The organism is Blautia glucerasea (assembly GCF_013304385.1).
GTDB classification, from domain to species: Bacteria; Bacillota; Clostridia; order Lachnospirales; family Lachnospiraceae; genus Blautia_A; species Blautia_A ammoniilytica.
Map to the genome: position 1 here is coordinate 90,918 of NZ_JAAITU010000006.1, position 14,488 is coordinate 105,405.

Annotated in this window: 14 protein-coding genes; 7 read left to right on the plus strand and 7 right to left on the minus strand. The window is 43.7% G+C overall.

Going from position 1 to position 14,488, the window contains the following annotated elements:
- The first annotated feature begins 4 nt into the window (after positions 1–4).
- The 3 genes from G5B11_RS04280 (at position 5) to G5B11_RS04290 (ending at position 2,627) form a co-directional block, all read left to right on the plus strand.
- The gene (locus G5B11_RS04280) at positions 5–604 is read left to right on the plus strand and encodes a WYL domain-containing protein (protein WP_173726994.1); all 600 of its coding nucleotides are present in this window, start codon (positions 5–7) and stop codon (positions 602–604) included.
- 16 nt (positions 605–620) lie between these two features.
- Complete coding sequence (locus G5B11_RS04285; RefSeq protein WP_191868060.1) at positions 621–1,988, plus strand: substrate-binding domain-containing protein; 1,368 nt, start codon at positions 621–623, stop codon at positions 1,986–1,988.
- A 66-nt stretch (positions 1,989–2,054) separates the two neighbouring features.
- Positions 2,055–2,627, plus strand: a complete 573-nt coding sequence (locus G5B11_RS04290) for a xanthine phosphoribosyltransferase (RefSeq protein WP_173726995.1) — start codon at positions 2,055–2,057, stop codon at positions 2,625–2,627.
- A gap of 209 nt (positions 2,628–2,836) precedes the next feature.
- On the opposite strand, the gene G5B11_RS04295 is transcribed toward G5B11_RS04290, so the two are convergent.
- The 7 genes from G5B11_RS04295 to G5B11_RS04325 form a co-directional block, all read right to left on the minus strand.
- Positions 2,837–3,187: a BlaI/MecI/CopY family transcriptional regulator gene (locus G5B11_RS04295; RefSeq protein WP_173726996.1), complete on the minus strand. Its 351-nt coding sequence runs from the start codon at positions 3,185–3,187 to the stop codon at positions 2,837–2,839.
- 142 nt (positions 3,188–3,329) lie between these two features.
- Positions 3,330–4,871 carry a phosphonate ABC transporter, permease protein PhnE gene (gene phnE, locus G5B11_RS04300; protein WP_173726997.1) on the minus strand — a complete coding sequence of 514 codons (1,542 nt, stop codon included), beginning with the start codon at positions 4,869–4,871 and terminating at the stop codon, positions 3,330–3,332.
- Entirely contained in the window at positions 4,868–5,659 is a 792-nt protein-coding gene (phnC, locus tag G5B11_RS04305) for a phosphonate ABC transporter ATP-binding protein (RefSeq protein ID WP_173726998.1), read from the minus strand. The genes phnE and phnC overlap by 4 nt, the downstream gene beginning before the upstream one ends.
- Before the next feature lie 5 nt (positions 5,660–5,664).
- On the minus strand, positions 5,665–6,696 hold the full coding sequence (locus tag G5B11_RS04310; protein ID WP_158421058.1) for a phosphate/phosphite/phosphonate ABC transporter substrate-binding protein: 1,032 nt from the start codon (positions 6,694–6,696) through the stop codon (positions 5,665–5,667).
- A 332-nt stretch (positions 6,697–7,028) separates the two neighbouring features.
- Positions 7,029–8,141: a phosphotransferase gene (locus G5B11_RS04315; RefSeq protein WP_173726999.1), complete on the minus strand. Its 1,113-nt coding sequence runs from the start codon at positions 8,139–8,141 to the stop codon at positions 7,029–7,031.
- Positions 8,142–8,159: 18 nt separating this feature from the next.
- Complete coding sequence (locus G5B11_RS04320) at positions 8,160–8,822, minus strand: helix-turn-helix transcriptional regulator (protein WP_173727000.1); 663 nt, start codon at positions 8,820–8,822, stop codon at positions 8,160–8,162.
- 80 nt (positions 8,823–8,902) lie between these two features.
- A complete protein-coding gene (locus G5B11_RS04325; RefSeq protein ID WP_158421063.1) occupies positions 8,903–10,288 on the minus strand; it encodes a tryptophanase in 1,386 nt (461 codons plus the stop codon).
- A 298-nt stretch (positions 10,289–10,586) separates the two neighbouring features.
- Here G5B11_RS04325 and G5B11_RS04330 point away from each other — a divergent pair, with 298 nt between their 5' ends.
- Genes G5B11_RS04330 through G5B11_RS04345 form a run of 4 tightly spaced genes read left to right on the plus strand, consistent with a single transcriptional unit; the run spans position 10,587 to position 14,478 of the window.
- Positions 10,587–11,507 carry an ABC transporter permease gene (locus G5B11_RS04330; RefSeq protein ID WP_158421064.1) on the plus strand — a complete coding sequence of 307 codons (921 nt, stop codon included), beginning with the start codon at positions 10,587–10,589 and terminating at the stop codon, positions 11,505–11,507.
- Positions 11,508–11,518: 11 nt separating this feature from the next.
- Positions 11,519–12,457, plus strand: coding sequence for an ABC transporter permease (locus G5B11_RS04335; RefSeq protein ID WP_274603231.1), 939 nt, complete (start codon positions 11,519–11,521; stop codon positions 12,455–12,457).
- Between the two features lie 13 nt (positions 12,458–12,470).
- Positions 12,471–13,517, plus strand: coding sequence for an ABC transporter ATP-binding protein (locus G5B11_RS04340; RefSeq protein WP_173727001.1), 1,047 nt, complete (start codon positions 12,471–12,473; stop codon positions 13,515–13,517).
- Positions 13,510–14,478, plus strand: coding sequence for an ABC transporter ATP-binding protein (locus G5B11_RS04345; protein ID WP_158421066.1), 969 nt, complete (start codon positions 13,510–13,512; stop codon positions 14,476–14,478). The genes G5B11_RS04340 and G5B11_RS04345 overlap by 8 nt, the downstream gene beginning before the upstream one ends.
- The last annotated feature ends 10 nt before the right edge of the window (positions 14,479–14,488 follow it).

A 14,488-nucleotide genomic window follows, 5' to 3' on the forward strand; every position in this document is an offset into this window, starting at 1 on the left:
AGACATGGCAAAGTCATATAATCAAAAGGGAAAGATCTTATATCTTGAAAGGATCCTGCAAGGTACAGGGGAAAATCATACAGTGTCTATGCAGGAGATTTTGGACGAATTAACAGAACAGGGTATATCTGCAGAGAGAAAAAGCATTTATGATGATATGGAAGTGCTCCGTTTGTTTGGAATGGATATCCGGTACAAACGAGGAAAATCAGGCGGTTATTATTTGGCAGGAAAAGCAAACGGGCAGACATCAGCAAACGAACAGGAAACCGTGGACGGGCAGTGCGCAGTAAAAGAGCAAAGAGAAGCTGAACCTGTTTGGGTTATTGAAAGAAAGCAATCTCAGAAAGAGGAAAAGCAGATCAAGCTTTTATGTGAGGAAGCGGCGCGTCCTCAAGTTCAGCGCTGGTTTGGCCCTCAGGTTCAGTATAAAGAAAAAGAGCTCGGTTATTTTACTGCAGTGGTACAGACTGCAGAGGATCCGGAGTTTTACGGATGGCTGACACGTATGGGGAAAAGCGTACATATCGCAAAGCCTAAAAAGGCAGGGCAGGCATACAGGGACTATTTGAAAAGTCTGGCAAGAGAGTATAAAGGCATATAAGAAAGAGGAATGTGTTATGATTAATAAAACTGCAGGAAAAGCATTGTTATTAAGTGTGGCAGCATTTTCGGTTATGATGACAGGATGCGGTTCTAATAAGGCCACAGAGGCTGCCAATGAAAGTGTGGAAACTGAAAAGGAAGGAAAAGGTGACAGCGAGGCGGCGGTTACTGAAGTACCTAAGAAAGAGGAAGCGGATGCAAAAGAGTCAGAGGAAGAAGAGCCGGCAACGATAGTAGGGGTTCTTTTTTCTACAGACCGGAAGGATGAAAGGCATACATTAGAAGAAGAAGAGCTTCTTCAGCAGCTTGAAAATGCAGGGTATGAGCCAAAAGCTTATTATGCAGAGAATGATACGGATACCCAGATCAACCAGATCCGCCAGGCAAAAGAAGAAGCAGCCGCTTTGGTGATTTCCCCTGTAGACGAATATTCTCTTACAGAGGTGTTGGAAGAGATAAAGCAGGATTCAGATCCGATACCAGTATTTGCCTATGATAAGCTGATCCGTGATACTGATGCAGTCAATTATTATGTTACCTTTGATACAAGAAAAGCAGGGAATGAAGCTGGGGATACCATTATAAAAAATGCAGAGCTGGAAAAGGCAAGAGAAAATAAGGAATCAAAAACCATCGAATTTCTTATGGGCTCTCCAGATGATGGAGGAGCACTGTTTTTCTATAATGGTCTGATGGAAAGCCTGCAGGAGTATCTGGATGATGGTACACTGGTATGCAGTTCCCAGAAATCTTCGTTTGATGATTCTGCTATAATGAGATGGAGCGAGGACAGCGCCAGATCCAGATTTGAAGAGATTATAAAAGAGAATTACCAGGAAGAGGGAACCCCGGATATCATCTGTACAGCTTATGATGGATTTGCCAGTCAGGTAATACAGGTACTGAAGGAAGAAGGAATTTCCCAGGAAGCCTGGCCAATGATCACCGGTGTAGGTGCGGAAGCTGATTCTGTAAAGGAAATTGCCTTGGATCAGCAGGATTTTACTTTGTTCCTGGATGGAAGGGAACTGGCAAAGGCCTGCGCAGATATGGTGGATACTTATCTTAAGGGAGATAAGCCGGAGGTGAATGACTATGAGCAGTATGATAATGGAAAGAAGATCATAGGTACTTATACTTGTGAGGCACAGGTGATTGACAAGGATAATTATCAGATCCTTGTAGATAATGGTTTTTATATAAAATCTCAGATCGTTCCAGATCCAACTGCAACGCCGGCACCAACCGAAAGCCCGGCACCAACCGAAAGCCCGGCGCCAACCGAAAGCCCGGCGCCAACCGAAAATCCCACGCCAACCAAAACACTGACCTCAACCAAAACACCTGCAGCAACAAAGGAAGAAAGTTCAGGAAAGGATTGAACTTCTTTGAAGAATAGCGTATCATGATATTAATTTACAATACGCCCAGAAAAAAGGAGAAAAAACATGAAGCTTTTAAAAGACCGTATTCTTAAGGATGGAGTTGTGAAGCCTGGAAATATTCTTAAGGTAGACAGTTTCCTGAACCATCAAATGGATATTGATCTGATCAATGAGATCGGAAAGGAGTTTAAGGCGCGGTTTGCTGACTGCCCGATTACAAAGATCCTTACTATTGAGGCTTCAGGCATCGGGATCGCCTGTATTGCAGCACAGTATTTCCATGTACCAGTAGTATTTGCCAAGAAAGCACAGAGCGTTAATCTGGATGGGGAGATGTATACTACAAAGGTAGAATCCTTTACCCACAAGAAAGTTTATGATGTGATCCTTGCAAAACGGTTCCTCACAGAGCAGGATCATGTTCTTCTGATCGATGATTTCCTTGCAAATGGATGTGCCCTTTTGGGACTGATCGATATTGTAAAGAAATCCGGAGCTACCCTTGAGGGAGCCGGTATTGTGATTGAGAAAGGCTTCCAGTCTGGTGGACAGCAGATCCGTGATATGGGTGTTCGTCTGGAATCCCTTGCCATCATTGAGTCCATGAGCGATACATCCCTTACATTCAGGGAATAAAGCCACTGATCGTACAAGAGATACCAGACCATATAAGAGATATCAAATCATACAAAAGTATCAGAACGTACAAAAGTGTCAGATCATACAAAAGTATCAGATAGTATAAGAAGCCCTTAGAAAGGCGGCACATTACAGATGTGCGCCTGATCCAAGGGCTTCTTTTTCATTTGAGCAGGCATAAATGCCTGGCATTAGTATCTTTGTAGTTATGCTTTGATCTGTTTTTCAAGGATATCCAGAATCTCCTGCATACCAACAATCTGGTCACGGTATGCAGTGTCACATAGCCGGATAAGCTCCTGCCGGACAAACTCCTTGCGGGTTATGCATGGATGAAATGTTCTTGCATATACATTTGACACAAGGCCATGATCTCCTACACAGACAGCCCCTTTTTCAAGGAGTCTCTTCATGGTCTGTGCAACAGATGCCACGCTGACTTTCTGATCCTTCATACTTTCTGCAATTTCGCTATTTGTCAGTTCATGCTGACTTTCCCACAGAACCTTCATAACTTCCTGTTCCATGGGCGTTAATCCTTTGTCTGGCTTTCTCATACTTTTCTCCTCCCTGTCACAGCTGAAGTCTTGCTTTTCTATTATGATAGTGCATAAGACTTTGCAGTTGATGACAAATGCCCATCAATGATTCGTGATTAATTTTATCATAATTTATAATTGATGTAAACTATATTGGGCTTTATAAAATATGATTAATCTTGACTGAAATCATGTCAATGAGCCAAACCAGCAGGATCAGGCCCAAAAGGATAGCACCGGCCTTTTCCCAGGCATACTGATTCATGGAAAAGATCAAGGGTGCACCAATGCCGCCAGCACCTACAAGACCAAGCACAGAGGCTTCACGGATATTTACATCAAACCGATACAGGAAGATGGAGATGAAGATTGGTTTTAGCTGTGGCAAAATACCATGGCATATAGCAGGTACCGGATGAGCTCCCATAGCCAGCAGGGCGCGATAAGCTTTCAAATCTATGGCATCCAAGGCTTCTGTAAAGCGTTTTGTAAGAAGGCCGATACTGCACATGGAAAGAGTAAGAACTCCTGTAAAGGGTCCAGGGCCAGATACACGGATAAAAATCAGTCCATAGATGAGAAAAGGAATGGATCGGATGGCAATAATCAACAGATTGAAAATAAAGGCAACAGATCCAGATACAAAACGTCTGGTATTCACAAAGGACAAAGGAATCGAGAAAACCGTACCAATTACAGTGCCTGCAAAAGCGATGCAAAGAGTTTCCAGGATAAGGGTAAAAAGTCCGTCTTTCTTAGTGGAAAAGAAGAAGCCCCAGTCTGGTGACAGAAAACCGGAAAACATATTTTTCATGGTCTGAAGGCTTGTTCTGCCAAAATCCGGAGGAGACAGAGTGATGGTGCAAACAATAAACAGGGCTGTCAGAAAAAATAGCAGCAGCTTTATGTACTTTTTTTTCAATGTGCATTCTTTTCGGATCAGGGCGGCCAGATAGCGGCTAAGGTTTTCAATAGTGAAAACAGCCAGGAAAAGTACCAGTAAAATGGCTCCTACTTTTTCATACTCCAGCCAGGATATTTTTTCGTTCAGAAGAAGACCAATTCCTCCTGCGCCTACATAACCAAGAATAGAACTGTGACGCACATTGGTTTCCAACATATATAGTGCGTTGGTGAAAAAAGAGGAGGCTATTTCCGGGAAAAGCCCGTGGATGTATGCTGGGAAACGAGACACTCCCATGGTTCGAAGTGCCTGATAAGCCAATGGAGAGGCAGCTTCCATATCCTGATAGGTAAGCCGGGTCATAATGGCAAAGGTATACAAGGTGATGGCAAAGGTGCCGGCAAAGGTTCCAAGACCGAAGAGAAAGGTGGCACAAAGAGCAAGGATCAGTGCTGGGAAAGACCGCAGGATTTGTATGAGAAAACGGAGAACATAACGGATCCATTTTGGAAAATCCATGGAACCTGCACATGCAGGTGCCAGGATACAAGCCAGTACTGAGCCGATCACAGTACCTGTAACAGACATCTGTATGGTGTAAAACAGTGGGGTAAGAATATGTGGAATATAAGCAAAATCCATAGGAAACATGCCGGATAGAAGATCAGTAAGATGACTCCGGCGCTTCCAGAACAGGACAGGATCACATTGTGTATAGACTACTGTAAAAAGAAACAGACATAAAAAAAGAAGGAAGCAGGCTAGTCCTTTCCATCTGTTTTTACTGCTTCTGGTCATAGTCCCACATCCTTTCGGTTTTTATTCAGAGAACAGACACTGGAATTTCCGTAAATGGTACGGATCACAGAATCATTTATTTCATCAGGAGAACCATCGAACACAATTCTGCCATTGTTAAGTCCGATGAGACGGTGGGAAAATTCCATGGAAAGTTCCAGATTGTGGCTGTTCATAAGAACTGTTACTCCATCTTTTTGTTGAATATCTTTTAAAAGAGACAGTATTTGACGGCCTGTAACAGGATCAAGAGAAGCGATAGGTTCATCTGCCAGAAGCAGAGAAGGCTGCCGCATTAAGGCCCGGGCAATGGCTGTCCGCTGCTTCTGTCCGCCGGACAGGTTCTTTACCGGCTCTTGTTCTTTTTCGGCCAGACCGACCCGGGTAAGCAGCTGAAGGGCCTTTTCTGTACGTGCAGTACCATAAAGCCCCAGAACAGCAGGGAAAAAGCTCATGTCAGGAAGTGCAGCGGTAAGCACATTCTCTAGACAGGAACTGTTTTCCACAAGGCAGAAATCCTGATAAATAGTAGACATGTTCTTCTTAAACTGCCGTTTTTGTTGTCTGCGAATGTTCTCCATAGGATGATCATCTATAAGGATCTGGCCTTTTGTGCAGTCTTCCGTTCCATTTAACAGGCGGAATAGGGTTGTTTTTCCTGCACCGGAAGGACCGATCACAGAGACGAATTCTCCCTGGGAAATGGAAAAGCTAATGTCTTCCAGTGCAGTAACATGATTTTTAAATGCTTTATGAATATGCTGGATCTGGAGCTTTATGGGAATCACCTTCCTTATTCTTCGGATTTCAGAAGTTTCTGTGCCTCACGTTCACCGTCATAATTGGAGTCGTCGCCCCATTCATAGCCAACCTGGCTGAAGACGCTGATGATATCCTTTCCTTCTTCCGTCTGAGCGATTTCGATGAAAGAATCTCCAAGAGCCTGTCGGAAATCCTGGTCAGCCATTGTCTCAGAAGTTTTACTGTAAGCGATCATATCATTGTAGATCTTGTCTGTTACTCCGATCACACCTGTCTGGTTTATCATATCGTCAGTACCGCCAAAGGTTTCTTTCCATTCCGGTGCATATTTGGTGCGGATGTGCGCATAGGATACCATTATATCTGCCTGTCCGGATGCAAGTCTGGCAAGAGACGTGGTATAAGAATCAGATTCTACAGCATGATCCAGATCGCTGATTCCTTTGCCATAACGTTGAAGGAGCCACAGGCTGGGGTAAATATATCCTGAAGCAGAGGTTGGCCCCATAACAGCCCAGGTAGCATCGTTTAAATCATCCCAGGTAAGCTCTTCACCATTATTCACCTTTTCAAGAAGTGCCTGTCCTTTTTCACTTGGACCTGCAAGAAAGATGGAACGGTAATAGGTGGACATGTCATCCGTATTTTCTTCAACCGTGCCATCATTCCAGTCTTTCGGGTCATCAGAGTCCTTGTTGATTCCGTAGCGGAGTGCAGTGAGAAGCACATCGCAGTCATCAGAGAAAAGTACGTAATTGCCTCCGGAAATAAAGCCGATATCTGCACTTCCTGCGCTTAATGCCTGTCCTACTGCTGTGTAGCTGGTGCCCACAGTCATGTCTACATTTTCTACATCATAGCCTTTTTCCAGAAGGGTTTCTTTTAAAAGGTTTTCCAGCGGCTCGGTAGCAGTTGTAATAGTATCAGAGTCTGCATATGGGGAGAATGCGATTTTTAATGAGTCAATGGTTTTGGCATCAGAAGCAAATGCCAAGCTGGTGTTTCCTAAGGTAAGTCCCAGGCAGAGAGCCAGAGAGAGTGCTGATGTGTTTCTTTTCTTCATTACAAAGTCCTCCATAAATTTGATTATCTGCCAAATAAAAAAGTACATACCGCAGCATGTACTGAAGAAATGACTTTCAGGCAGATGCTGACAATCCACCTATATAAGGCGGACAGGTTTCGGTCGATCCTTACGGGATCCTCTCAGCCTGGAAATACAGGCTCCCTCGCAATCTGGTTTTCGTCATCATATTTTAAGAATGCACCGGCAATCTTGTTAAGATGCCGGAGATTATATTGATCGCAGCGGCAGGGCGCTCCCCCTTCCGCTGCATTCCGTTAACCGAGAATGATTGTATCATATCTCTATAAAAAACACAATAGGGCGTGTGACTATGGACGGGCAGGGATAACTGGCTGCTTATCTCTCTGACGCCAGATACGTCCTATCGCATCGTAATCAATCACACCAGTATCCATATAATGGAACAGCAAATCCTTCATATCCTGACCCCAGGTATCACGAATCCCATCAATGTATCCCCAGTAAGACTGGGCAAGCTCCAGGAGACGGCATCCTGCAAGAAAATCAATGGCTTCAAAATCAGAAACAGAAGACGGAGTATTTTTACCGCCGGCCTCCTGATAACCATCAAAAAAAGCTTTCTCAGCTTCTTCAAAGCAGGTATGGTCATAAAAGTTGTAAAGGAAGAACCGGAAACCATAGAACTCAAGGGCAGCAGGTGCTGCCTGTGCAGATTCCAGGTCAAAATATCCGGTAGGAACGCCCTGTGTATCTGTAAAGAAATTCTCAGCATGCATGTCTGTAAAAACTAATACAGGAGGCATTTTGTCTTTATCAAAATAAGGACGTAAGGCTTCCAGCTTTTCATGGAAAAATCTGGTTACAACTGTCTGTTCTGAAGGGGTAAAGACTTCTTTTTGATGACAGCGGAGAAGCCGCATGTCCACAACCTGAAGAAAACGGTCTGAAAAATTAGTCATATCAGAAGGCTCGATCACAGAGTCTTCCATAATATTCCCAAAAGAGGGAAAGGTAATATTCTGAATGCGTGCAAAATCACGGCCAAGATATTTCATACTGTCAAGAAATACCTTTTTGGAGTAACCGCTTTGTACCATACACTCTTTCTGGGAGATACCACTCATTCTTTCAAGAAGAATAAACTTCCCGTAAGGAGAGTCATGTACTCCGTACACTTCCGGTGTAGGAACATTTGCTTGCTGACGGATCATACGGAAAAGATATGCTTCCCTTCCAAGGGAAAGTGTACCTCCAAACAAAGTGTCTTTATTTTCCTGTGAAAGCCCTTCTTCTGTTTCTCTGACTCTGGCGAATTTACAGATAGCTGGTTTGCCACCTGCCAGAGTTACATCAAATACATAGTGGTTGCTTCCCTCGTTGATCTGGCTGATAGCATCCACAGTATATCCGCATTCTGTAAGGGCTTTTCTGGCTTTTTCCACATCAATACTCTGTGCCATATTAAATATCTGTCCTTTTTATTTATTGTTTGCCTCCAGCTGATGAAGATATCGATAAATCGTGGCTTTGGAACTGCCAAGTTTATCAGCCACTTCGTTGACGGAGCCTTTTGCCAGGAAAACACCTCTGCTGTCCATTTCGCGGATAGTAGAAATCTTTTCGTTGGCAGTCAGTCTGTTAGGAGGAGCTCCGAAACGGATGGTAGCTTCCTCCAGAACCCTGTCTATGATCTCTGTCACAGACAGGGTAAGTGCTTCAAAAGATTGTTTTGGTGAACTGCCATGCTTGGATTTGCGGAGAACATTATGATCCTGTTCTCCGCTGATCAGCATATCCATCATATTGCGCAGGCGTACAAGCTCACCAACACACTGGTTGACCGTAAGCAACCCCTCAAGAGTACCATTGGCATCACGGATGAATAGCGTTGCTGAACGGACCTTTTCCCCTGTTTTGGACAGAGTCCGGTAATTGATATTGTAGGGAATATTCCTGCACTCTGGATTTTGAATCAGAGCCTGTTGCATTTCTCCGATAGGAGCACCTTCGAAGCGCTCTTCGTCCATGGAATTCTCAATCAGAAGAATATTCTCAGTGTCACAAAGAATCACTTCCGTATTGGAACCCATATAAAGGGCAAGGAATTCAACAATAGGTCTGTAAAAATCAACATTCAGCATAGTAGGTTCTCCTTTGAGGAAGATTATTGGTAACTATTCAGTTAATTGTCATGGAGCTGAACAGTTACTATTAGTGGTATTTATAAAAGTTCAAATCCGGCTGTGAAGTGGCGCAGGGACTGGATAGAACCTTGATGAACGATCTTCATGCCTCGATACTGATCTCTGTTTTCATAGATGTCACCAAGTGCATTGGCAATCACATCCATATGATTGTTGGTATAAACACGGCGGTTGATGGCAATACGCATAGCCTCGATAGCCGGATAAACAGGCTCGCCTGTGATCTTGTCAATGGAACCGAAAGCACATGCACCAATCTCAACAGCACGTACACCTGCTTCTTCGTAAAGTGCACATACAAGACGCTGGCTTGGGAATTCGCTCTGAGGGATCTGTGGGAAGAAGCGGCGACCATCCACATATACACCGTGACCGCCGGTAGGCTCGATGATCGGAACTCCTCTTTCTTTTAACTTTTCGCCAAGATAAGCCACCTGTTTGATGCGGTAGTCAAGGTAATCAAAGTCGCATGCTTCCTGAAGGCCTACAGCAAGTGCTTCCATATCACGGCCGGACATACCGCCGTATGTAATGAAACCTTCGTGTACAATTGCAAGCTGGTTTGCCTGCTCATAAACACTCTTATTTCTTGTAACAAAAAGACCGCCGATATTTACAAGACCATCCTTTTTACTGGACATGGTGGCTGTCTCACAGTAACTGAACATTTCATTGGTGATCTCTTTGATGCTCTTGTTCTCATAGCCTGGCTCTCTTGTTTTGATAAAGTAAGCATTCTCAGCCAAACGTGCACTGTCGAGAACAACCGGGATATTGTATTTCTTGCAGAGAGCGCTGACTTCACGGATATTCTGCATGGATACAGGTTGTCCGCCGTTATTATTGCAGGTAATAGTAATGATACATACGCAGATATTCTCTGCACCCTTCTCATCGATCAGGCTCTGCATCTTGTTAAGGTCGATATTTCCTTTGAAAGGATGAGGAGCAGAAGCAGTGTCCATACCTTCAGCAATAGCATAATCTACAGGCAGGCATCCCATCATTTCAGCGTTGCCTCTGAATGTGTCAAAGTGCATATTGCCAATGGCATAAGCACCTGGACGACAGTAGATCTGAGTCATGATGTAGTCGGCTGCACGTCCCTGATGGGTAGGCTGTACGTAAGGCATGCCAAAGATATCCTGTACGGAAGCTTCCAGACGGTAAAAGCTGCGGCATCCTGCATAGGCTTCGTCACCCATCATCATAGCTGACCACTGCGCCTGGCTCATTGCACTTGTACCGCTGTCAGTGATACAGTCGATATAAACCTGTTCAGATTTCAGGCGGAATGCATTGTATCCGGCTTCCTGAAGCCATTGCTGGCGCTGGGCTTTTGTAGATCTGGTAATTGGCTCTACCATTTTAATACGAAATGGTTCTGCGGTCATGTACTTCATAAAATAGGACCCTCCTTGTAAAATTATAATGGAAAACATTGGTATTTGCAATAGAAATAAGAATCTTGCAAATATTTGATAAAAAAATATTATCATAATGAGAAAATAATGTCAACACAATAAAAGAATATATTTTTGAACAATTTTTATTGACAAGAGAATAGAAGTTGGTTATACTCTATGCATAATCTACAAAATATATTTTAAATTGTCTAAAAAGAGTATACAAATTGTTCAACTCTACCTGAGCGGTTGAGAATATATTATTACATATCATTTATCAATGGAGGGGATGCAAATGGCAAAATATGTGGCAAAGCGTTTTGTGTCAATGCTCATTACGCTGTTTCTGGTAGCAACAGTAACATTCTTTCTGATGCATGCAGTACCTGGACAGCCCTTTGAGATTACCAGGGAGACACCAGACAGTGTAAAGGAAGCTCTTTATGAACAGTATGGATTGAATAAACCGTTGTTTGAACAGTATCTGATCTATATGAAGAATCTTCTTCACGGAGATTTCGGTGTATCCATGAAATATAAGAGCCAGACTGTTGTGGGTAATGTTACATCCGGTATGCCGGTTTCTGCCATCATCGGATTTGGCGGTGTACTGATCGGATGTCTGATCGGTTCCGTGCTTGGTGCTGTGGCTGCATTAAAGAATAAAGGTTTTGTTGATTATTTTGTTATCATACTTGCAATCCTGGGAGTTTCCATTCCCAACTTTGTTTTTGGATCCCTGATCCAGAGATATTTTGCAGTAGAATGGAAGATGTTCCCTATACAGGGGTGGAAAGGATGGCAATACGCAGTCCTTCCCATTGGGGCAGCAGCTTTTACCAACATTGCTTATTATGCCAGAATGCTGAGAACCAGTATGCTGGATACTATGGGACAGGATTACATCTACACAGCTAAGAGCAAGGGCTTAAATCAGAATGAGATCGTAAGAAAGCATATGCTTCGTAACTCATTCTTGCCGCTTGTAACATCTCTTGGACCAATGTGTGCAGGTGTGCTTACAGGTAACTTTGTAATTGAGAAGATTTTCAACGTACCAGGTATTGGACAGTCAATGATCACTGCGATCCAGAACTCAGATTACACGATGATCATGGGTCTGACGATCATCTTTTCTTTTATATCTGTTGTCTGTTATTTCATAGTAGATATTGTGTATGGTCTTGTTGACCCGCGTATCAGAATCGCAGGATAGGAGGGGAGTACATGGAAACAAAAGAAATGGAGCTGCAGAATCTGGAAGACAGCCTTTTTGAAAAAGATGACTCCGCTCATGTGAATGCGGATAAAATGTCCAGACCTTCCCTTACATACTGGAGTGATGCATGGAGAAGATTCAAAGGAAATAAAGTTGCTATGGTATCTGCTGTGGTTCTGATACTGATCATTGGAATGGCGATTGTTCAGCCTATGGTCAGCAAATATACCTATGACCAGCAGGATTGGTTTGCTATCAATCAGGGGCCGTCAGCAGAGCATTGGTTCGGCACAGATGAGCTGGGCAGAGATATTTTTGTACGTTGCTGGGAAGGCGCAAGAGTCAGCCTTATGATCGCCTTTATCGTTGCGGTTCTTAATGGAACCATTGGTATCCTTTACGGAGGTATTGCAGGGTATTTTGGCGGTGTGGCAGATAATCTTATGATGCGTTTCTGTGAATTGATCGCATCGATTCCGCAGATGTTGTGGGTAGTTCTTCTGATCCTGATCATGAAGCCAGGGGTATTTCCTATTATTCTGGCTATTGCAGTTACCGGATGGATCGGCATGGCCAGGCTTTTCAGAGGTCAGGTTTTTTCATTAAAAGAATCAGAGTTTGTTATGGCCAGCAGGACTATGGGTGCAGGAAGCCTTCATATTATTTTGAAGCATCTTCTTCCTAATGCTATGAGTCCAATCATTATCAGTATGGCCAATGTTATTCCAAGTGCTATCTTTTCAGAGGCATTCCTCAGCTATATCGGACTGGGAGTTCCGCTTCCAACAGCCAGCTGGGGTGTACTTGCAAGCGACGGAGCCAATAAGCTGCTTAGCTATCCATACCAGCTTTTATTCCCGTCACTTTTGATCTGTATTACAATGCTTTGCTTTAACCTGATGGGTGACGGCTTACGAGATGCCCTTGACCCGAGAATGAGACAGTAAGGAGGAAACAAACATGGGGAACCGAAATGAAAAAACCTTGTTGGATGTAACAGACCTTACTTTCTCTTTCAAAACTTATGCAGGAGAAGTACAGGCTGTAAGAGGCGTTAGCTTTTCACTGGAGAAAGGCAAAAGTCTTGGTATAGTGGGAGAGTCCGGTTGCGGTAAATCTGTAACTGCTAAATCCATTATCGGTCTGAATCCGTCAAAGCCAAAGGGACTTCTGAAAAAGGGAGAGATTTGGTTTGATGGTAAAGATCTGGCAAAATTAAAAGAAAAAGAAATGCAGAAAATCAGAGCTCAGGAGATCCGCATGATTTTTCAGGATCCTATGACAAGTCTGAATCCTACCATGACTATTGGAAAACAGATCGTGGAAGGTATTCTGAAATACGGAAATAAAACAAAAGAAGAAGCAAAGAAGATCGCACTGGATACTCTGGCAATGGCCGGGATCCCAAGTCCGGAGCAGAGATTCAAGCAGTATCCCCATGAGTTTTCAGGTGGTATGAGACAGCGTGCTATGATCGCATTGGCAATGGCAGTGAATCCTAAGCTTCTGATTGCGGATGAGCCTACCACTGCATTGGATGTTACCATACAGGCGCAGATTTTGGATCTGATCAAGGATATCCAGAAACAGTACGATACTTCCGTGATCATGATCACTCATGACCTGGGAGTTGTTGCTAATATTGCAGACGATATTGCAGTTATGTATGCAGGAAAGATCGTGGAATACGGACATGCAGAAGATATTTTCGAGCATCCTGCACATCCGTATACCTGGGGTGTCCTTCAGTCTATTCCTCCGGAAGATACCAGCAACAGGGAACCGCTGCATCCGATCCTTGGTACACCGCCGGATCTGTTTAATCCTCCGGCTGGATGTCCTTTTGCAGCCAGATGTCCGTATGCTATGAAGGTATGTTCAACCATGTATCCTCCGGCATATTCACAGCAGGGTGAAAATCATTATGCTTCCTGCTGGCTGTACCATAAGAAAGCAGTTAGGACAGTCAATCCCATTACAGAACGGGAGGTAGCGAAGCATGAGTGATGTAATCTTAAAAGCAGAAGATCTGAAAAAATATTTCAAAATAAAAGGACGTAAAGTGGTAAAGGCCGTAGATGGCGTCAGCATTGAAGTTGAGAGGGGAAAAACATTAGGACTTGTAGGGGAGTCCGGATGTGGTAAATCCACTCTTGGACGGACATTGATCCGTATTTATGAGCCTACAGAAGGAAAAATCACTTTGAATGGAAAGGATATCAGTGGAAAAAGCACTAAAAGGTTCCGGCAGGATCTGGCAAGAAGCATTCAGATGATCTTCCAGGACCCATATGCCTGCTTAAGTCCACGTATGACAGTTTCTCAGCTGATTTCTGAGGGCTGGGGTCTGAATCATGCCATTCATATGAGTGCAGAGGAGAAAAGAGACCGAGTGATCGAGCTTCTGGAAACGGTAGGACTAAATGAAGAACATGCAAACCGTTTTCCTCATGAATTCTCAGGAGGGCAGAGACAGCGTATCGGAATTGCCAGGGCCTTGTCTATGTCACCGGAACTGATCATTTGTGATGAGCCTATCAGTGCTTTAGATGTTTCCATTCAGGCCCAGGTTATGAATCTTCTTCTGAAGCTGCAGCAGGATAAAGGATTATCCTATATTTTTATTGCCCATGACCTGTCTATGGTACGTTATATTTCTGATACTGTAGCAGTTATGTATCTGGGAAGCATTATGGAGTATGCAACCAATAAGGAACTGTATGAGAATCCGCAGCATCCTTATACAAAGGCACTGTTTTCCGCAATCCCGGTGGCCAATCCCAAGATTGAAAAAGGGAGAAGCAGGATCAAGCTGGAAGGGGAGATTCCAAGCCCCATCAATTCACCTAAGGGATGTAAATTCTGTACAAGATGTGCATATGCAAAACCGGTATGCTTTGAGCAGCCACCGGTACTTAAAGAGTGTGGTCCAGGTCATAAAGTGGCCTGTCACTTAATAAACGGGTAAGTTTTAATAA